Here is a 19,577-nt window from a genome sequence, read left to right on the forward strand (position 1 = left end):
GCAGGGCCCTCGAGGAGCCGGACGGGAAGGCGCTCAGCGGCGGCCGAACAGCTTCTTCAACCCGGACAGCAGGCCGCTTGGACGCGCCTCGGGCTCGCCAATCAGCGGCGAGCGGGCAACGAGCGCCTCGCGCCCCGCGTCGTCCAGGTCCTCCAGGGAGAGGGAGACGGGCTGGCGGCGGACTCCGGGCAGCGTGGCTTCCAGCGAGAGGGCTCCGTCGGCGGAGAGCGAGAAGTGCAGCTCCACCTCGCCCGCGCGCTCCACGTTGAGGGAGAGCCGACCCAGGTACTCGTTCTCCGCCGCGAGCGGCGAGGGGCCCTGGAAGAGGGCGAGCTCCAGGGGGCCCGGAGCGATGGGGATGACGAGCGTCTTGCCGGCGGGCAGTCGCGTCGTGCGCTCGAGCACTCGGCGCAGGGTGCCTCCTCGCTCGGCGACGCCAATGGGCGCGGAGAGCACCTCGGAGACGGAGGCGGCGGGCTTGCCGCCTTCAGCCAGCACGATTCCGCGGCCGAGCAGCGCGGCGCCCAGGGCCACGCCGCCTCGGGCGTCGACGTCGTCGCGCACGGGGACGCCCAGGCTTTCCTCCAGCCGGCGGCGGACCAGGGGCGTGCGTCCCTGTCCGCCCACGAGCAGCACGGCGTCGAGGCCCTGGGGCGAGAGGGCGTTCGAGTCGAGCACCTCGCGCACGACGGACGTCACGCGCTGGGCGAGGTCCGCGGTGAGGGCCTCCATTCGCTCGCGGGTCAGCGGGGGCACGGTGCCCGAGGGCAGGGTGACGTCCACCTGTTCGCGCTCGGAGAGGGCCACCTTGGCGGCCTCGGCGGCGGTGCGCAGGGGGCCCCAATCGAGCGCGTGTTCAGGGCGGGGAATGCCCTGGTCCGCGAGGTCGCTGGCGAGGGCTTCCGCGATGCGGGCGTCGAAGTCCAGGCCACCCACCGTGGGGTCGCCGCCGGTGGTGATGACCTCCAGGTCATCGCCGGTGACTTGCACCACGGCGACGCCGAGTCCTCCGCCGCCCAGGTCGATGACGAGCACGCGCTTGCGAGCCAGGCCGCGTCCGTGTCCGTGGGCCAGGGCTGCCGCGGCGGGGGCGGTGAGGATGCGCTGTGCGTCGAGCCCCGCGAGGGTGGCCGCGTCACGCAGGGCCGCGCGCTGGCGGTCCGTGAAGTGGGTGGGGGCGCAGATGACGGCGCGGGTGGCCTTGCGTCCGACGAAGGTCGTGGCGGCGTGCTTGAGCTCGCGCAGGAGCAGGGCCGTGAAGAGGGTGGGGGCGACGAGCCGGCCACCGAGCTCCACGCAAGCATCGCCGCTCGGGTCGGCGGCGACGGGGAAGGGGAGTTGTGGGGCCAGGGCGCGGAGTCGGGGGGAGCGGGCGCGCAGGCCGAGCAGGCGCATGAGGCCGGGCGCGGCACGGCGGGGAGCGCGCATGGCTTCGACTTGAGCCGCCGGGCCGACGAGCAGTTCGTCATTGCCGTCCACTGCGACGAGCGCGGGGAGTTCGTGGCCGTCCGTGCCCGGGAGCGGAACGAGTTGAGCGACGCCATCGTGGAAGACAGCGACTCGTGCGTGTGAGGTGCCCAGGTCGATGCCGAGCACCACCTCTGGACCGGCGGGGGAGGTGGAGGGCGCGGAGACAGGGACCTCCAGGAGCGCCCGGCGGCGATTGCGCGCGGTATCGGCGTCCTGGGGAGCGGGTGGCTCGGTGGGCTCGGTGCGTGCCTCGGTGACGGGGCGCGGCGAGGTGGCGGGGGCAGGCTCCGCGCGAGCAAGGGCGGGTGTGAGGGCCCCCGGGGCCTGGTCGGTGGGAGCCGTGTTACCGGCTTGAAAGGCCGGTGTCATGGGGGCTTGCTCGACCGCGGTCGCTGGCTGAGTGGCGGAGGCCGTTGCTTCCGTCGAGGAGGAGGAGTTGCTGGTGCTGGTTCGAGTCTCGGTCGAGCTGCGCGCAGTGGGCTCCATGGGGCCTTCTGCTGCGTTCTCGGAGCGTGGCGTCGGCGATGGCGCGGACGTGGAGTCGCTGGCGTTGGCGCGTGCCTCGATCGAGCGGAGCGCAGTGGGCTCCGTGGGGCCTTCTGCTGCGTGCTCGGAGCGTGGCGTCGGCGATGCCGTGGAGGCGGAGTCGCTGGCGTTGGCGCGTGCCTCGGTCGCTCCGGGTGCGGTGGTCCCCGTCGCGACTTGTGTTGCGTGCTCGGAGCGTGGCGTCGGCGATGCCGCGGAGGTGGAGTCGCTGGCGTTGGCTCGTGACTCAGCCGCTCCGAGCGCGGTGGACTCCGTAGTGACTTGTGCTGCGTGCTCGGAGCGTAGAGTCGGCGATACCGTGGAGGTGGAGTCGCTGGCGTTGGCGCGTGCCTCGGTCGCTCCGGGTGCGGTGGTCCCCGTAGCGACTTGTGTTGCGTGCTCGGAGCGTGGCGTCGGCGATGACTTAGAGGTGGAGTCGCTGGTGGTGGCTCGCGCCTCGGCTGCTCCGAGTGCGCTGCTCGCCGTAGTGACTTGTGCTGCGTGCTCGGAGCGCGGCGTCGGTGCGCCTGTCTCTGCCGCGGAGGTGGACTCGCTTGCGTCGGTCGCGCCGTGTGCAACTGGCGCCGAAGAGGACTGTGCGGCTGGTGTACCCGTGTCGGCGTACGCCTTGTCCGCGCTCCGCGCGGCTGGATCCGTGGAGCCCTCTGCGGCTGTGGGCTTCGGAATTTCCGCTGTCGTCTTCGTGTCGGCCAGTGCCGCAGCCGCCCCGTGCACGGCAGGCTCCGTGGACGACCGTGCGGTCAGGATGCCTGCTGGCTCGGTGCGAGCCGGCGGCTCCGTGGAGAAGCGGTCGTCGCTGGACTCGTGCGGCTCGGTGCCTGCCGCAGACGGGGTGACTGCAGGCCTGGTGCGAGCCGACGGCTCCGTGGAGGAGCGGTCGTCCCTGGTGGCGGGCGGCTCCGTGTCTGCCGCGGGCGGGGTGACGGATGGCTCAGTGCGACCTGGGAAATCCGTGGAGGACCGGGCCGCTGTGGTGGCGAACGACTCAGCACGTGCCGAGGTGTCTTGCGCTGTCTCCGACGCCGCGTTCTCGATGCGCGACAGTGCCGCTGCCGTGGACTCAATGTCGGTGCCGACGTTGGTCTGGGTGTGAGCAGTGGAGACAGGGACAGTCGTGTCGTTCGGCGACTCGGTACGTGCCCGCAGGTTCGTGGACACGGCTGCCTCGATGGCAACCCTGGCCTCGTCATGCGAAGCGAGCGACCGAGTTGAGCTCTCTTCCGGGGCGGCTGATTCAGTGCCGCTGGAGCTGGCCGTGATGCCCCACGGGTCTATGTCGCTCGTGGGCTCGATGGGCGACGTGGGTGTCGCCTCGACGCGAGAAGACGCCGCAACTGCGTGAGTCGGTGCCGCAGAGGTCCTCGCCCGCTCGAAGCGTTTGTCGTCGGCGCCCTGGGGGCTGGAGGACGAAGGCTGCTCCTCGGTGTCCGGAGCCAGTCCGGTGGCCGCGTCGAGAGAGGGAGGGGCAGTCACCTCGGAGGGACTTGCCTCCCATGCTGGGACCTCCGGCGTTCCGAACCAGGGCACCTCGGACGACGTGTCCTCGGTGGTATCGGGAGTTCCCGCGCCGGAGCGATTCAAGAAGGCTTCGGGTGCGACGTTCGCGGAGGTCCCCGATTCGAAGCTCGAGCCCGCTTCCATCTCGTCAATCGACGAGGACGCGAAGTTCGAGGGCTGTTCCTCGGCGCCGGCTCCGGAGGCCGCGTTCCTTGTGCCTGGGTCGTGCTCCTGGACGAAAGCGTCGGACGCAGGGGCCGCGCCGAACGTGGGTGCGCTCACCGCGCTCGTTGCTGATTCCGAGGAAGAGAAAAGGTCGCGGGGCGCCTGGGCTGTCCCTGCGTCCAGGATGCGTTCGTCCGTTGCTGGCGCCTGTGCGGGCTGCTCCGTCGACCCCGCGCCCTGCTCACTTCCTGTCGAGGGCTCATCCTCATCGGGATCAAACAAGCTCGCGGTGATGTCGAAGTCGAGTTCGCGATCTTCGTCAGCGGCGAGAGAGGTGGCTTCGGAGGATGTGGATGCCGTGGTCGCGGCACTCTCCGTCCACGAGGACGATGCCTGCTCGGTCGTGTTCCCGAATCCTGGAGATGTGTCGGCGGCGCTCGCGTTGAACGAAGCCGCATCCGACGGCTCACCCTTGCCATGGTGTGGCACTGGCGGTTCCGCTTCGGGTGACTGGTGAGGAGTGGTGTCCTCGACGTGCCGCGCGGTATCGCCGGTGTGTGGGCTCAGGGCCTCGCTGGACGTCCCGGCTTCATTGCTCGCCGGAGCGAAGTGGCCGCCGTGCGGAGTCTCCGGGGTGTTGTCGCTCTCGGTGGCGAAGGAGCTGCCTTGAGCAGCCTCGGTGGCGAAGAAACCGCGCGGTCCGGTCTCAGGAGCAGCAGGAGGACTCTCCGCCTCGCCGCGCTCATCCTGGGAGGCCGCTAACTGCGCCGGCGGCTCGGGTGGGCGGACTGGAACCGGCTTGGGTGCCTGCGTCTTGCGAACCAGTCCGGGGACGGTCTGCTGCGGCTCGGGTGCGGCCCGACGCGCGACCACGCGGTCGACGAGCGCCTTGCTCGCGGCGTCCAGTTTCACGAAGCGCACCGTCATCCCAGCGCGCCCGCCGCCTGCGTCCACCTGCGACTTCACCACCACGCCTTCGCCGCGCAGCAGTCGGGTGCCATCCGCGAGGACGAACTCGAACGCCAGCCCGGTGCCCTCGGGCTTCAGGGCACGCGTGGCGACGAACACGCCTCCGCGCGCCACGTTCGAGCCGTACTTGTCGACGAACTCCTCCTCCGTGCTGTACGGGAGGCGGATGCGCAGCGGAAGCAGCTTGGACACAAGCCCGCTCATCGCAGGGGGATCCGCACCTCTCCCCCCGTCCCTTGCATGATCAGGTGCAGGGCACCTTCCCGCAGGGCCGGCGGGGGGAGCTCGAACAGGAGGATGATGTCGGCGCGCTCTTCAGGGGCCCAGGTGCGGCGCAGCGGCCGCGTTCCCGCGAGCACCTGCGCGTCCCGGGCCAGCACATACGACGCGCCTTGCGCGTCCACGACCGTGACTGACTCCAGGTCCAGCGTCACGGGCTTCGGGCCCACGTTCTGGGTGACGAACTGCACGCGGAGGAACAGCTCCTCCGTGGTCACGCTCATCTTCCCCGAGCCCTTCGCCGAGTGAGAGGACTCCAGCCCGGTGAGCTTCACCGCCACCGAGTCCACATGCACCGTGGCGTTGCCCTCGGGCACGCCCAACTGTCGGGGCGCGGCCTCTTCCAGTCCCGCGGCGAGTCCCGCGAGCTGGGCGTTCGGCGCGCCCCGGGTGGCCTCGGGTCCATGGGCCTGGCGACCCCCCTGGTTCACCCGGTCCACTTCCTGCCGCAGCTTCTGGAGCGTGCGCTCATCCGCCGTGCCCAGGGCCTCGGACGAGGGCTCCTCCTTCGTGCAGCCCCCGATGAGGAGGGCCGCAGCCAGGAGGCGCGCCACCGGCGCCAGCACGAGAGAGGCGCGAGCGCTCACGCGTTGCCCGCTCCCTTCACCAGCTCGTACAGCTTCTCCAGCGCAGCGGGCAGCTTCGACGCGTCGGGGCCGCCAGCCTGCGCCATGTCGGCCTTGCCGCCGCCCTTGCCGCCGACTTCCTTGGCCATCTCTCGCACGAGGTCTCCCGCGCTGATGCCCTTGGCCACCACGTCCTTCGTCAGCGCGACGAGGATGATGGCGCGGCCGTCCTTCTCGCCGCCAATGGCGATGACGCCGGAGCGCATGCGGTCGCGAAGCTGGTCCGCCATGCCGCGGAACACCTTGTCGTCCGCCGGGTCCACTCGCGTGGCGAGCACCTTCATGCCGTTGACGTCGCGCGCCTGCTCCAGCAGGTCCTTGCTGCCCGCCGTATTCGCCTTCACGGCCACTTCCTCGACCTTGCGCTCGAGCTCCTTCACGCGCTTCTGCGCCGCTTCCACGCGCTTGACCACGTCCTTGGGGGACGTCTTCAAGAGCTCGGCAGCCTTGCGCAGTTCGTGCTCCTGCTCGCGCACGTGCTGGAGCGCGCCCACGCCCGTGAGCGCGATGATGCGGCGCACGCCGGACGCCACGCCGCTCTCGCTGGAGAGCTTGAACAGGCCGATGTCGCCGCTGCGCCGCACATGCGTGCCGCCGCACAGCTCGGTGGACTCCGGATGCACGGTGACGACGCGCACCGTCTCGCCGTACTTCTCGCCGAACATCGCCACCGCGCCGGACTTCTTCGCATCCTCGAGCGCCATGACGCGCGTCTCGGCCGCGGCGTTGTCGCGAATCCAGCCGTTGACCAGGTCCTCGACCTTCTCCGCCTGCTCGGCCGTGACAGGCCCGAAGTGCGAGAAGTCGAAGCGCAGGAAGTCCGGCGCCACGACGGAGCCCGCCTGCTTCACGTGCTCGCCCAGCACCAGCTTGAGCGCCTTGTGCAGCAGGTGCGTCGCGGAGTGGTTCGAGCGGATGGCCTTGCGGCGCTCCACGTCCACCGCGGTCTGCACCATGTCGCCGACCTTGAAGGTGCCCTCGGTGACTTCCACGGAGTGGACGATGAGGCCCGGCACCGGACGCTGCGCGTCCTTCACCTGCGCCACCGCCTTGCCGCCGTGGCCCACGATGTTGCCGCTGTCTCCGAGCTGACCGCCGGACTCGCCGTAGAAGGGCGTCCGGTCCAGCACCAGCTCCACCTTGTCACCCTGGGACGCCTGGACCACTTCCACGCCGTCGCGAATCATCGCGCGGACGCTGCCCTCACCCTCGTGGCCCTCGCCCTCGTAGCCGAGGAACTCGGTGGTCCCGAGCTTCTCCACGAGCTTGAGGTAGACGTCGCCGATGGCCTTGTCCTTGTTGAGCTCGCCGCCCTTGCCGCGCTCGGCCTCCTTCACCAGCTCCGCGTCGAAGCCGGGGATGTCCGCGTCGAGCCCGTGTTCACGGAGGATGATCTGCGTCAGGTCCCACGGGAAGCCGTAGGTGCCGTGGAGCAGGAAGACGTCCGCGCCGGACATCAGCGTCTCGCCCGCCTTCTTCATCCGGGCGACGCTCTCCTCAATCATCTTCATGCCGCGGCTGAGCGTGCGCCGGAAGCTCTCCTCCTCGTGCTCGGAGACCTTGAGCAGGAAGGGGCGGCTCTCGCGCAGCTCCGGGTAGGCGTCGCCCATCACCTCGATGACGCGGTCGACGACCTTGAAGAAGAAGAGCTGGTCCAGCCCCAGCAGCGTGCCGTGGCGGATCGCGCGGCGCATGATGCGGCGCAGGACGTAGCCCCGGCCCTCGTTGGAGGGCTGCACGCCGTCCGCGATGAGGAACGCCGCCGCGCGGCCGTGGTCCGCGATGACGCGGTGGGAGGCGCCCGTCTCCTGCGAATACGGCTTGCCGGAGACCTCGACGACCTTCGCGATGATGTTCTGGAACAGGTCCGTGTCGTAGTTGGAGCGCTTGCCCTGCACGACGGAGGCGATGCGCTCCAGGCCCGCGCCCGTGTCGATGGACGGCTTGGGCAGCGGAATCAGCGGCGCGTCCTTCTCCTTGCGCTCGAACTGCATGAACACGAGGTTCCAGATTTCGAGCCACCGGTCGCAGTCGCACGCGACGCCCTGACACTTGCGGCCCGCCGCTTCCTCGACACAGGGGATGTCGTCACCCTGGTGATAGTGGATTTCGGAGCAGGGACCGCACGGGCCCGTCTCGCCCATGGACCAGAAGTTGTCCTTCTTGCCGAGCTTGTAGATGCGGTCGCGAGACACGCCCTGCTGCGCCCACAGCTCGAACGCTTCCTCGTCCCAGGGGATGCCGTCCTCGCCGTTGAACACGGTGATGGACAGCCGCGCCTTGTCGAGCCCGAGCGTCTTCGTCACGAACTCCCAGCCGTACGCAATCGCGTCCGCCTTGAAGTAGTCGCCGAAGGAGAAGTTGCCGAGCATCTCGAAGAACGTGTGGTGCCGGGCCGTGTAGCCCACGTTGTCGAGGTCGTTGTGCTTGCCACCGGCGCGCACGCACTTCTGCGACGTGGTGGCGCGGCTGTAGTCGCGCCGCTCGCGGCCGGTGAAGACATCCTTGAACTGGACCATGCCCGCGTTGGTGAACAGCAGGGTCGGGTCGTTCGCCGGCACCAGTGAGGAGGAGGGGACGCGGCGGTGTCCACGCTCCTCGAAGAACTTGAGGAACGCCTCGCGAATCTCGGAGGCGGTCAGGGCGGAAGGCATGGTGTGGGTATATGCCACAAGAGGAGGCCGCGCAGGAGTTCTTGGAGGTTGCATGAGGGGGAGGACGGCCCGGGAGGGGGGACTCCGACAGCCCTGGCACGCCTGGACGGCAGGTGGGGTGGGGGGCGGGAAACACCGCGCCACGCCCGCGTGGGGTCCGCCCCTCAGTGTCCGTTCGCGGCCTTCTGCTTCACCACCCGGGCGGGGGCTCCCGCCACCACGGCCATGGGGGGCACATCCGAGATGACCAGGGCTCCTGCGCCAATCACCGCGCCGTCTCCCACAGTCACCGGGCCGATGATCTGCGCGCCCACGCCCACATAGACGTTGCGGCCGATGCGGGGGACTCCCGCCTCGCCGCGCCTCGGCTCCACGCTGACGTTCTGGGAGAGGAAGCTGCCTTCGCCCACTTCCACCCCCGGCGCCACCACCACGCCCACGCCGCCGTAACCCAGCCCCACGGAGGCGTGCAGGCGCGCGTCGATGTCCACATGGCAGTGCAACAGCCGGTCACCCACGGCGGCCACCATGCTCGGAAGCACGGGCACGCCCAGGCTCTTCAGCCGCCTCGCGGCCCGGTAGAAGGTCAGCGCGTCCGGGCCCATGCCCCACCCCGCGCCACCCCCCAGCGACCGGACGGCGTCTCAGCCAGGAGGCGGTCCTCGCCCACGCTCGCCATCCCGAGGAGGGAGGTGGGGGGAGACAGGGAAGCCGTCCAGGGTGAAGGGCGCGTCGTGGCCATCGCTCCGCGCCAATCTAGGGGACCTCCTGGCTCGGGCCAGCCGCTCGTTCGAGAGGCCCTGGGGAGCGTCCGCCAGCGAACCTCCGACGGTCCGCGCCGGCCCTGGAGTGCCACCGGGCGGACACTCGGCTCGGTGGCTCACGGGGGCGCGTGCTTCAGGAGGCCGCGCTCTCGCGCAGCCGCTTCAGGGCCTCCTCGACGTACTGGACGCCCTTGGGCGTGATGGCCTTCCCCTTCTTGGTGTCCTGCGCGTAGCCGGCGTGCAGACGCAGCGCCTTCGCGGCGTTGGGGGCGGCGTAGGTGACGCCCAGCTCGCCCCAGAAGCGGGACGTCGTCCCCGACGTCACTTCCAGGTCCAGCTCCACCGCCCGGGCCAGGTACAGCGGAATCAGCGAGCGCACGAGCTGATCCTTCAGCTTGCCCGCGGAGCGCAGCTCCTCGTGACGGGGGTGTGCGCGGAGCGCTTCCATCAGTTGGCCCACGGCCTGACCCGTGTCCGCCGAGGACGCCGCCTGGGACGCGGGAGCCGCCTCGCGCTTCTTCGCGCGGGCCTTGCTCCGGGCCGGGCTCTTGCCCGACTTCGTGACGGAGGCCTTGGCGGCGGCGGGCTTCGCGGACTTCACGGCCCGGGTCTTCTTCGCCACCTTCGAGGCACGAGGCGCCGGTGGCTCGGCGGCGACGGCTTCGGCGGGAGGGCCGTCCGCCTCGGAGATGGGGCGCGGGCGCGGTGTGCGCTCGACGCGCGTGGACTCTGGCGCGCTGGGAGGCGCGGCGGCCACGGGGGCAGGGGACGGCGAGTCCCGCCGATCCACGTGACGGGGTGCGGAATGGTCGGCACCGTTGCGGGAAGGGGCCTGCGGGCGCGCATAGCCCAGGCGCGAACGCACCTCTTCCACCACGCCGCTCAACCCCACTTGCTGCAGCAGACCTTCCAACCGGGAAGCGAATGACACCGGGCATGCCCTCCTGGACGTGCGCACGTTACCCCAGGATGGCCCCAGGTCGGATCCACCCTGCCTACGCAAGCAGGGAAGGTGGGTGTGCGTGGACCGGGCATCCTGCAACTGTTCGTCACCGGGCAGACGGCGCTACACTCTCCGTCGTCCCCGCCATGCGGCTGCCTGCCCTCCCCCTCCTCGTGTTGCTCGTCGTGCCCGGTGTGACCCTCGCCCAGGGGGACACCCGCCTTGCGTTCCTCGGGCGCCAGCTCACGCAGGGCAAGGACCCCCGTTCGCGCTCCCAGGCGGCCCTGGTTCTGGGGGCCACCGAGGATCCAGAGGCCGTGACGCCCCTGTGTGGCGGCCTGAAGGACCCGAGCGAGCTGGTGCGCGCGGCCGTCGCGAAGTCCCTGGCGAAGCTGCAGGAGTCCTCCGCGCTGCCCTGCCTGGAGGCCCACAAGGCGGAGGCGGACGCGACGGTGCAGGCTGCCGTGCGCGAGGCGGTGAGCGCGCTGAAGGAGTACCAGGCACGACTTCCGCGCTTCTACGTCTCGCTGGAGGGGATGAAGGACCTCACGCGCTCGTTGCCGGCCGAGCTGGTGAAGGCCACCGAGGCGCGGTTGCGCTCGCGGCTGATTCGCCGGGGCGCGCTGCTGGCGCCGGCCAAGGAGTCCAAGGCGGCGGCGAAGGGGGCGTTGAAGAAGCTGGGCCTGCATGGCTATCGCATCACCCCGGAGGTCCATGCGATGGAGGGAGGTGGGTTGCGGGTGGCCATCGTCTGCCTGAGCTACCCGGACCTGTCCCTGCTGGGGCAGGTGGATGTGAAGGCCGCGGGCGCGCAGCCGGCGGACCTCCTCAAGGCGCTGGTGCCGCGCGCGGTGGAGGAAGCAGCGGAAACCTTCGAGTGGAGCAACGAGACATGACGACGAGCACGACGGCGCACGCGGCGGCCCCGAAGCGGCGCTGGCGTAACTTCCTCCTGGATACGAGCTTCCAGCTCAAGCTGACCGCGTACATGGTTGGAGTGACGGTGGTGCTGTCGGCCCTGCTGGGCGTGTTCCTGGTGCGCTCCGCCTGGGCGCTGATGCGGGAGACGGCGACAGCGGTGGAGGCCCGCTCCCGGGCCGCCGAGGTCAGCCGGGAGTTGTCCGGCGCCACGCTGTCCAACGAACTGCTTGCGCGGATGGACGACCCGACGTTCGAGGCCACCTTCCGGGAGAAGGCGCAAGGCATCGACGCGGCCTACGAGGCGGAGCGGGCCGCCATCGTCGAGCAACGCGCGGAGTTGGAGTGGCGTCAGCGCGCGACGTGGTGGGTGCTGGGGGCCTTCCTGGTGGGCTTCATCGCCGTGGTGGCGATGGGCACTATCGTCGTGACGCACCGGGTGGCCGGGCCGCTGCTGCGCATCCGGCGCATGGTGGGCGACGTGTACGAGGGCAAGCTGCGCCCGCCGCAGTACGGCCTGCGCGACGGCGACGAACTGCGGGAATTGTTCGACGCGACGCGGAGCATGATGCAGAAGCTGCGAGACCAGAGCGAAGAGGATGCTCGGGTGCTGGCGAAGGCGCTGGAGACGGCGGAGCGCTCCGGCGTGCCGGGCGAGTCGCTCGATGAGCTGCGCGCGCTGGAGTCCCGCTTCCGCGCGCGCCTGGAGGCCTGAGTCTCGTGAAGCCGTCCCCGGTCAGTGCTTCCGGGGACGCAGCTTGCGGAGCTCGGCTTTCATCTTCGCCATTTGTTCCTCGGCGTCCTTGAGGGCCAATTCCAGCTTACGTCGCTGCCGGATCTCCGCCTGCCGACGTCGACGGGCCTCCGCTTGTCGGCGCAGCCGGGCCTTCTCCATCCGGGCCTTGAGCTGGTCAATCATCTCGGTGGACTCGAGCAACAGCGTCTCACCGGCCCAGAGGAACATCTTGTCGCCACGGACCTCGAACTCGAGCCCCAGCACCTTCGAGGTGAACCGTCCCTGCTTCGACCGAAGGGGGACATAGGTCCTGTCCTTGGCGGACTTCAGCCGGAACCCCTCCAGTCGCTCCCGACCCGCGTCGTAGATGAAGTATTCGCGGATGCCGAGCCGCGCGTTCCGCTCCACGTTGACCACGGCGTCCTTCTTCCGGTTGCCGCCCGAGTGAACCTCCATCACCCAGTCCAGGCCCTTGCCCTCATGGCTCACCAGCCACTTCTCACGAGGGTGTGGCTCGACGTCGAACACCACCAGCAGGTCCGGCGCGAAGCGGCGCTCCCCGGGGTAATACACGGGCAGCTCCGAGCCGACGTAGGCCTTGCGCCGCCGATGACGGAAGTGATGCCTGAGCACATCGAGCACCCGGTGCTTCGCGTCTTGATGCAAGTCCCCCTCGGGCGGCGACATCTCCCGGTACGTCACCTCCGCTGGCAGTGACTCCACCACCTGCGCCCTCTCCTCGGGCCCCATCGCGTCCCACGCCTCCTGGGTGGGCGCCCGAGGGAAGGCGTCACCACGAACTCTGTCCGCGTGCCGTCCCATGCTTCAAAGCGTGGAGTTGGCAGCCTCGCGCGTCAATGCCCGAGGCGGATGAGCAAGGCGTGGGCCATGCACAATCGCGCGCGCTCTGAAGCAGGAATCAAGCAATGCGAGTGAATCGTGTTCCAGGACTCCGTGAAGGAGTCCACGGGAGCGGACTTGTGAAGCTTCACGGTGGCGAGGCCACGTCCACGGTGAGCCCTGTCTGCTTGAGCACGGCGTGGATGCGCAGGCGTGCCTGGGCCCACGGAAGCGCCTCCACGCGATAGCCCTCGAGCGCTTCCATGAGGTGTGCGCGGTAGCTCGGGTGGCCCGGGTCCGCGACGATGACGACACCTCGGTCCGTGGTGGAGCGGATGAGTCGACCCACGCCCTGGCGCAGGAGCAGTAGCGCGCGCGGAAGTCGGTACTGGAGGAAGCCCTGGTACTCGCCACCGGAGCGGGCCAGCGGCTCCTCACGCGCGGCCACCAACGGACGCAGCGCGGGCTCCAGCGGGAGCTTGTCGATGAAGACGCAGCCGACGCCCCGGCCTGGGATATCCACGCCCTGCCAGAAGCTCTTCGTGCCCAGCAGCACCGTGCCCGTGTCGCGCTCCTGCCGAGCCGCCAGCGAGCGACTGTGTCCGCGCGACTGCCGCAGCACTTCGATGCCCAGCGGCTCCAGTCGGCTCCGCGCTTCCGCGCCCACGCGCTCCATGCGCCGCGTGGAGGCGAACAGGCCCAGCAGCCGTCCACCCATCGTCTGCGCGAGGCCCGAAATCCGCGTCGCGGCCCACTCGACAAACGGGTCCTCGTGCGCGCGCGGGGCATCGGTGACGAGCACCACCAGCGCCTGCTCGTGGAGCTGAAAGGGAGACGGCGCGCGCAACAGCCGGGGGGCAGGGCGGTCTCCGCGTCCATCCAGCCCCAGCCGCTTCAACACGAAGGGCGTTCCCGAGCCGTGGCTCGTGGGACCCAACGTGGCCGAGGTCAACACCAGCGCGCGCTTGTTCGCCGCGAAGTCACGCGACACGTGGAACGACACGTCCACTGGCTGCGCGCCCACGTTCCATCGCTGCCGCCGAGGCTCGGCTGTCGCGGAGTAGCACCGTCCCGCCGCCGCTTCGCCCGAGAGCTCCTGCGCCAGCGTCGCCAGTTCGCCCAGCTCCGTGGTGGCACCGGACAGCTCGCGCTCCAGCGCGGGCATCCGCGCGGCGAGCTCCGGCAGGGCCTCCAGCACCCGCACCGCGAGCAGCGTATGCAGCGCCTGCAGCGCGCCGCGCACCAGCTCCAGGCCGTCACGCACCGGCTCCCACGTGGGCAGCGCGCGCACCGCCTCCGTCACGCGCAGCTCCGGCGCATACGCGCCCTCGTCGGGGTCCTCCCCCGCGGTGGTCGCCGAGGGCTCGCACAGCTCTGTCACCCGCGAGCCCAGGTCCCGCGCCTCGTCCATCAGCCGGCGCAGCGCGTCCTCCACCTGGCCCATCAGCGCGCGCGACTCCTCGCGACGCGACGCGGAGAGGGCCCGGCGCAGCTCCGCGAAGAGGCCGTGGCGTCCATCGCGTCCATGCAGTCGCTCGGTGAGCCGCTGGAAGGCCAGGTCCGACAGCTCCACGGTGAGGGCCGTGGTGGCCACGTCCTCCACCTCGTGCGCTTCGTCGAGGACCAGATGCTCCAGCTTCGGGTAGCGCGCCGGCCACGCGAAGGCGAGGGACTGGTTGATGACCAGCACATCCGCCTCGCGCGCCTGGGCCACCGCCGAGTGGTAGAAACACCGGTGGTAGTGCGGGCACTTCTCGCCGAGCGTCGTCGCGGCCTCGGAGCGCACCGCGGGCGTCAGGCCCATCAGGACGGGGAAGCGCTCGCGGAACCAGTGGCTCAGCCGGTCCATGTCGCCATCCACACTGCGGCGCAGGTACGCGCGCAGGTAGGCGCGAGGCGCGCGCGCGGAGTGCCCCATGCCCGGCTCCACGCGCGTGGCCTCCAGGGCGCGGCGTCGGCACAGGTAGTTCGACTGTCCCTTGAGCAGCGCGTAGCCGAAGGTGCCGCCCATCGCCTTGTGCAGCCGAGGCAGGTCCTTCTCCAGCAACTGGTCCTGGAGCGTCTTCGTGTGCGGGGCCACGCCGACCTTGCGCCCGTTGCGCGCGGCGAAGAGGGCCGCGGGCGCCAGGTACGCGAGCGACTTGCCCGTGCCCGTGCCCGCCTCCACCGCCACCTGCTCACCGTCCGACAGCGCGCGCGCCACCGCATGCGCCATCTCGAGCTGCGCGGGCCGACTCCGGAAGCCTTCCTCCATCCGCTCCAGCGCGCCTCCAGCGCCCAGCACCGCCGTCACCTCGTCGGCCCGCACAGGCAGCACCGGCGCGTCGGTCTCGGGCTCGGGCAGCGAGGGGACACCGGCCGCTCGCCGTCGCTCGGGCTTCCCGCGAAGGAAGCCTTGCGTTTCCAGCGCCAGCGACGCGGGCGCGGCGCGACAGGCGTCGCTCAGTCGCGACAGCAGCTCCAGCAGCGGCCACTCCTCATAGTCGAACGCGCCGCCGTCCGTCTCCGGAGTCCCCAGCCGCCGCGCGGCCCGAGGGTCCAGCGTGGCCAGCAGGTCGGAGACGTCCTCGCCCCGGCCCTCGCGCACGAAGCGGTCCATCGTCTGCACGAGCACGGCGTGCACCGCTTCGCAGTCGGACAGCGCGCGGTGCGGCTGGCGGATGCCCAGCCCGGCCCAGCGCAAAAGCGACTCCAGCGAGTGGCTGGTCAGCTCCGGGTGCAGGTAGTGCATCAACTCGCACGAGTCGAGCACCGGCGCGCGGATGGGACCCAGCAGGTCCGGCAGGAAGCCCTTCTCGAACGGCGCGTTGTGCGCCACCACCGTCCAGCCCGTGAGCCGACTTCGCAGCTCCTCGATGTCAGTCCCGAAGCGAGGCCGACCCGCCAGGTCCGCGTCCGTCAGGCCCGTCAGCCGTCGGATGGTGAGAGGCAGGGGTCGCGACGCCGAGTACAACCGCGCGAAGCGGTCCACCTCGCGTCCGTTCTCGAAGAAGAGACACCCCAGCTCGATGATTTCGTCGGCACGTGGATCCAACCCCGTGGTTTCGAGGTCGAGGAAGACATTCCGCGTGAAAAGCTCCGCCGCGCCGCCCATGCAGGGCCGGGAGACTAACGCTTCCCGGCGCGGTGCCCAGATTTCAGCCTACGTCTTCAGTCCACCAGGAAAACGCCGGAAATCATCTTCCCCATGGCACACCCGTAGACGAGTTTTCCGGACTCCTTGGGTGTGAAGGAGATGTCCACCGGCTGGTTGAGCGGCAGCGGCGTGTTGATGTCGTAGCCGTCCATCACCACTTCGGTGGCGCACGTCTGGTCCGTCTTGCGCGTCACCACCAGCTTCACCGGCTCGCCCTTCTTGAGCGTCACGGGGCTGGGCTCGTAGCCCTTCTCCGTCACCGTCAGCTCCACCACGCGCACGCCGTTCTCCCGCTTCTCGGGGACGGTGGGCGCCGAGGGGGCCGCTTCGGCGGCGGGCGTGTCCTTGGTGCATCCCTGCTGCGTGGCGCCCACCATGGCGGCCGTCGCGGCGAGCGCGAGCCAGGGCTTGATGATGCGGGAGAAGAAGGGGCGCATGGGTGCCTCGAACGAAGGACTGGCGAAGGTGAAAGGGGCGGCGCCCCCGACGTCAGGGCCCTCAGGCCTCGTCGACGGGAGCGCTCGCGGGACCCGGCTCGAACCGGAGCAGGGCGTGGAGCGGGACGAAGACCTCGTGGCCCGGCTCACCCAGGAGCAGGTCGAACCGGCCCACGTGCATCAGCGGGAGCTGGAGGGTGATGCCGTTGCGCAGCACCAGCTTCACCGTCTCGCCCAGGTGGTCCAGGAACGCGCGCGGGTCCGAGTACGGGCGCTTGTCCGGCTGACGCGCCACCGTGGAAGGCTTCTGCGTCAACTTGGCGTCGCGCTCCAGGCCAGGCAAGAGCCGTTCCCACTCCGCGCGACGCGCCAGCAGCACCACCTGAAGCTTCTCCAGCCGCCCGGTGCGCTCCAGCGTGAAGGCGATGGGCTCCTCGGCGACGAGCGTGTCCAGCAGCGAGCGCTCCGCCAGGACGACGGAGACCTCCACCTTGCCGGCGATGAGGCCGCCGAGCAGCTCCGCCACCACGGCGTTGTCGACCTCGCCGCGCGCCTGCTTGATGGCCGCCTTGCGCTGGGTGCGCTCCTTGCGCGCCATGAACTCCGCCACCGTCATGCCGCTCTGGAGCACGCCGAAGGCATCCCCCAACGACAAGCTCGGCGTCTGGCCCATCAGCTCGTAGACCTGGTCGAAGCGCTTCGCCTCCTCGGCGTGCAGCTTGCGCCAGATGCGGGCCTTCATCTTCCCTTCCAGCTCCCCCTTGGCGATGCGCGCGGGCACATGCTCGCGCTGCGCCAGCGCGAGGATCTGCTCGGGCGTGGGCGGAGGCCGAGGCGTCGAGGAGCGGAAGCCCCCCGGCCGACCACCGAAGCCGCCCGGACGCGCACCGGGTCCCCCCGGGCCTCCGGGTGCTCTCGGCGCCAGTGGACGGGCCCCCGGCGTCACGCTCGCCGGACGCGGCGAGGGTGCGGGTGCCGCGCCGGTGGGCCGGGGAGTGGGCAAGGGGGCGGCGGTCGTCGGCGCCGTCGCCGCGGGAGCGGCGGGGCGGGGCGAAGGACTCACCCCCGAGGGCCGAGGAACCGCCGGCGTGAGGGGGGGCGCCGTGCCGGCGGTGGGCCGGGGCGTGGGCGTGGGGCGCGGCGTGGGCGCCGGAGGGGCGGATTCCAAGGGGGACGGAGTCTGGGCGGCGCTGCCGGGCGTCGAGGCCGGCCGCCGGATGACTTCGACCGCGGGAACCACCCGCCGTGTCTTCCGATCGTTCACAGTCGTACGTTACCTGATGCGAGGAGCCCGAGCATGCCCGGCTTCACGGCTGGAGGGAGGCTGAGAGGTCCACTTTCCACCCAGACGGCTCTCGGACCATCCGGACCTCGTGGGTGCTGCCTGACGAGCGAACGAGCACGGTCGCCTCGTCGCCCGCCTCCCGGACCAGGGAGACCTCCGTAACATCCGGAGGAGGGGGGACATTCGCGAAGAAGAGGCCCAGGGGCTCGGGTTTCACCGCGCCCCCGGAGGCGTCACTCACCGCCTGGGCCCGCTTCGTCAGGGCCGTCTGGGTGGGCTGGGACAGTGCGCCCCAGGCCGCGCGCAACTCGCCGCGCTTCACCAGACGGTGGAAGGACGTATACGCATCTTGCGGTGTGCCGAAGCGGGGCTGGTTGCAGCCGGCCACGCCCACCAGGAGCAGGGCCAGCAACCAGGGCATCGTCGCGGTCAGGCGCATGGACGTGGGGTTTAGGTCAAAGCGGCGCCGGGGGAAAGCCTTGGGTGCGTCCGTCTCACGGAACGTGTTGCTGGACACGGTTGCGCCCCGCTCCCTTGGCCGCGTAGAGCCCCGCATCCGCCGCGCGAAGAAGCTCCTCCGCGCTCCCCAGGTCTTCCGAGGGCACCGTCGCCACGCCGAGCGACGCCGTCAGGCGCACCTCCTGCCGCTTCCCGTCCACGCCCACGTGCTCCACCCGCAGGCCGGCGATGGCCTCGCGCACGCGCTCGCACACCTTGAGCGCGTCCGCCGTCGCCGTCTCTGGCAACAACGCGATGAACTCCTCCCCGCCATAACGCGCCAGCACGTCCACCTCGCGCAGCCGCGAGCGCGTCGTCTGCGCCACCGCCTTGAGCACCTGGTCCCCGAAGGGGTGGCCGAAGGTGTCGTTGATGCGCTTGAAGTGGTCGATGTCCAGCATCACCAGCGACAGGGGGGACTGGTAGCGCCGCGAGCGCGCGAACTCGTCGCTCAGGCGCTCCTCGAAGCAGCGCCGGTTGAACAGCCCCGTGAGCGCGTCCGTCCGGCTGAGCGCCAGGAGCTCCTCGCGCCGCCGCGCCAGCTCCTTGTTGGCCTTGTCCAGCTCCCGGTTCTTCTCCACCAGAGCGTCCTGGAGCGCCTTGAGCCGCAGCATCGACTTCACTCGCGCCGACAGCTCCAACATGTCGAAGGGCTTCACCAGGTAGTCGTCCGCCCCCAGCTCCAGCCCCTCCACCTTTCCCGCCGCCTGCCGCGCCGTCATCAGAATCACCGGGATGAAGCCGAAGCCTTCCTCCCCGGAGTTCGCCTTGATGATGCGGCACACCTCCACGCCGCCCAGCCCCGGCATCTCCACGTCCATCAAGATGAGGTCCGGCCGCGCCTCGCGAATGGCCGACAGCGCCTGTGTGCCGTCATGGGCTTCCTTGAAGACGTACCCCCGCGGCGCCAGCCCCTCGCGCACATGTGCCACGTGCGATGGATCGTCATCGACGATGAGCACCGTCCGGCCGCTCAGCTCGCCGCCTGCCCCAGTCCGCCGGGCTACCTCCGGCGTCCTCTTCCTGTCACCCTCCGCCATGCGGTTGCGCCCCCAGTGCAATCATCCCGCGCTGCCAGAATGCCTGTGATTGTCTCCCGCCGACTCCAGGAAGCCAAGGGGTAGGGTAAGTCCCCGTCTTTCGGAGGCTCAGGCGGGTTTGACGAGGCGGGCCCGGTACACCGGCTCTCCCGAGGTGAGATACCGCCGCTCACGCGTCGAGGGCACCTCCTCCGGGTCATACGGATGGAAAACACCGGAACCCAAGGGGTTGTGGAAACCCACGGATTCCAGGATGGAGAGCATGTTGTGGGCGCGGTCCTCGACGTCGGTGCGCATGTCGAAGCGGCCGCCGGGGGCGAGCCTGGTGAGCAGGAGGGCGGCGAAGTCCGGCTGCACGACGGCGCGCTTGGCGTGGGCGCGCTTCCACCAGGGGTCGGGGAACTGGAGGTGGATGGCGGAGAGCGAGCCGGCCGCGAAGATGCGGGGGACGGCGAAGCGGGCGTCGGACTCGACGACGCGCAGGTTCTTCATCCCGGCCTTCTGGGCGCGCTCCTGGGTGTCGCGCGCGTACTTCTTGCGCCACTCGAAGGCGACGAAGCGGATGGTGGGGTTGCGGCGGCAGTACTCCAGCGCGTGGCCCCCGGCGCCGGAGCCGATTTCGAGCTCCAGGGGGCCCGGGAAGCCGAACTCGGCGTCCCAGTCCGGAGGGGTCTCCTGGGCGATGAGGTGGAGGCCGACGGGGTCTGGCAGCAAGCGGGGGCGTGGCATGAGGAGGGCGCTCCAACCACGGCCGAGCGGGGTCTGGCCAGGGAA

Annotated in this window: 15 protein-coding genes and 1 pseudogene; 3 read left to right on the top strand and 13 right to left on the bottom strand. The window is 70.5% G+C overall.

Annotation, left to right across the window (positions count from 1 at the left end; translation table 11 throughout):
- Positions 1–33 precede the first annotated feature (33 nt).
- Positions 34–1,839 carry an Hsp70 family protein gene (locus tag HUA75_RS02190; RefSeq protein ID WP_174485412.1) on the bottom strand — a complete coding sequence of 602 codons (1,806 nt, stop codon included), beginning with the start codon at positions 1,837–1,839 and terminating at the stop codon, positions 34–36.
- Positions 1,840–1,870: 31 nt separating this feature from the next.
- Between HUA75_RS02190 and HUA75_RS02195 the strand changes: the two genes are divergently transcribed.
- Positions 1,871–3,109: a hypothetical protein gene (locus HUA75_RS02195; RefSeq protein WP_174485413.1), complete on the top strand. Its 1,239-nt coding sequence runs from the start codon at positions 1,871–1,873 to the stop codon at positions 3,107–3,109.
- Between the two features lie 1,493 nt (positions 3,110–4,602).
- On the opposite strand, the pseudogene HUA75_RS46410 reads toward HUA75_RS02195, so the two are convergent.
- The 5 genes and pseudogenes from HUA75_RS46410 to HUA75_RS02220 form a co-directional block, all read right to left on the bottom strand.
- A pseudogene (locus HUA75_RS46410) lies at positions 4,603–4,851 on the bottom strand (TIGR02266 family protein); the annotation flags it as partial.
- Entirely contained in the window at positions 4,848–5,513 is a 666-nt protein-coding gene (locus HUA75_RS02205) for a hypothetical protein (RefSeq protein ID WP_174453003.1), read from the bottom strand. The gene HUA75_RS02205 and the pseudogene HUA75_RS46410, both read right to left, overlap by 4 nt.
- On the bottom strand, positions 5,510–8,206 hold the full coding sequence (gene alaS, locus HUA75_RS02210; protein ID WP_174485414.1) for an alanine--tRNA ligase: 2,697 nt from the start codon (positions 8,204–8,206) through the stop codon (positions 5,510–5,512). The genes HUA75_RS02205 and alaS overlap by 4 nt, the downstream gene beginning before the upstream one ends.
- Positions 8,207–8,370: 164 nt before the next feature.
- Positions 8,371–8,811, bottom strand: coding sequence for an acetyltransferase (locus HUA75_RS02215; protein ID WP_141647926.1), 441 nt, complete (start codon positions 8,809–8,811; stop codon positions 8,371–8,373).
- A 292-nt stretch (positions 8,812–9,103) separates the two neighbouring features.
- Positions 9,104–9,901: a hypothetical protein gene (locus HUA75_RS02220; protein ID WP_174485415.1), complete on the bottom strand. Its 798-nt coding sequence runs from the start codon at positions 9,899–9,901 to the stop codon at positions 9,104–9,106.
- A 158-nt stretch (positions 9,902–10,059) separates the two neighbouring features.
- On the opposite strand from HUA75_RS02220, the gene HUA75_RS02225 reads away from it, so the two are divergent.
- Both HUA75_RS02225 and HUA75_RS02230 read left to right on the top strand, forming a co-directional pair.
- A complete protein-coding gene (locus HUA75_RS02225; protein WP_174485416.1) occupies positions 10,060–10,809 on the top strand; it encodes a HEAT repeat domain-containing protein in 750 nt (249 codons plus the stop codon).
- Complete coding sequence (locus HUA75_RS02230) at positions 10,806–11,546, top strand: HAMP domain-containing protein (RefSeq protein ID WP_141647923.1); 741 nt, start codon at positions 10,806–10,808, stop codon at positions 11,544–11,546. The genes HUA75_RS02225 and HUA75_RS02230 overlap by 4 nt, the downstream gene beginning before the upstream one ends.
- 21 nt (positions 11,547–11,567) lie before the next feature.
- Here the strand turns inward: HUA75_RS02230 and HUA75_RS02235 are convergent, their stop codons facing one another.
- From HUA75_RS02235 to HUA75_RS02265, 7 genes are all read right to left on the bottom strand, one after another.
- Positions 11,568–12,317, bottom strand: a complete 750-nt coding sequence (locus tag HUA75_RS02235; RefSeq protein WP_246137718.1) for a Uma2 family endonuclease — start codon at positions 12,315–12,317, stop codon at positions 11,568–11,570.
- A 238-nt stretch (positions 12,318–12,555) separates the two neighbouring features.
- Positions 12,556–15,501 carry a helicase C-terminal domain-containing protein gene (locus HUA75_RS02240; protein WP_174485417.1) on the bottom strand — a complete coding sequence of 982 codons (2,946 nt, stop codon included), beginning with the start codon at positions 15,499–15,501 and terminating at the stop codon, positions 12,556–12,558.
- Positions 15,502–15,557: 56 nt separating this feature from the next.
- Positions 15,558–15,980 (bottom strand): cupredoxin domain-containing protein, encoded by a 423-nt coding sequence (locus HUA75_RS02245; protein WP_174453008.1) that lies wholly within the window; start codon positions 15,978–15,980, stop codon positions 15,558–15,560.
- 61 nt (positions 15,981–16,041) lie between these two features.
- A complete protein-coding gene (locus HUA75_RS46150) occupies positions 16,042–16,983 on the bottom strand; it encodes a hypothetical protein (protein WP_254627344.1) in 942 nt (313 codons plus the stop codon).
- 304 nt (positions 16,984–17,287) lie between these two features.
- Positions 17,288–17,704: a hypothetical protein gene (locus tag HUA75_RS02255; protein WP_141649421.1), complete on the bottom strand. Its 417-nt coding sequence runs from the start codon at positions 17,702–17,704 to the stop codon at positions 17,288–17,290.
- A 55-nt stretch (positions 17,705–17,759) separates the two neighbouring features.
- Positions 17,760–18,803 carry a diguanylate cyclase gene (locus HUA75_RS02260; protein WP_141649420.1) on the bottom strand — a complete coding sequence of 348 codons (1,044 nt, stop codon included), beginning with the start codon at positions 18,801–18,803 and terminating at the stop codon, positions 17,760–17,762.
- A gap of 108 nt (positions 18,804–18,911) precedes the next feature.
- The gene (locus tag HUA75_RS02265; protein ID WP_141649419.1) at positions 18,912–19,532 is read right to left on the bottom strand and encodes a tRNA (guanosine(46)-N(7))-methyltransferase TrmB; all 621 of its coding nucleotides are present in this window, start codon (positions 19,530–19,532) and stop codon (positions 18,912–18,914) included.
- Between the last annotated feature and the right edge of the window lie 45 nt (positions 19,533–19,577).

It is taken from the genome of Myxococcus sp. CA040A (assembly GCF_013336725.1).
Lineage (GTDB): Bacteria > Myxococcota > Myxococcia > Myxococcales > Myxococcaceae > Myxococcus > Myxococcus llanfairpwllgwyngyllgogerychwyrndrobwllllantysiliogogogochensis.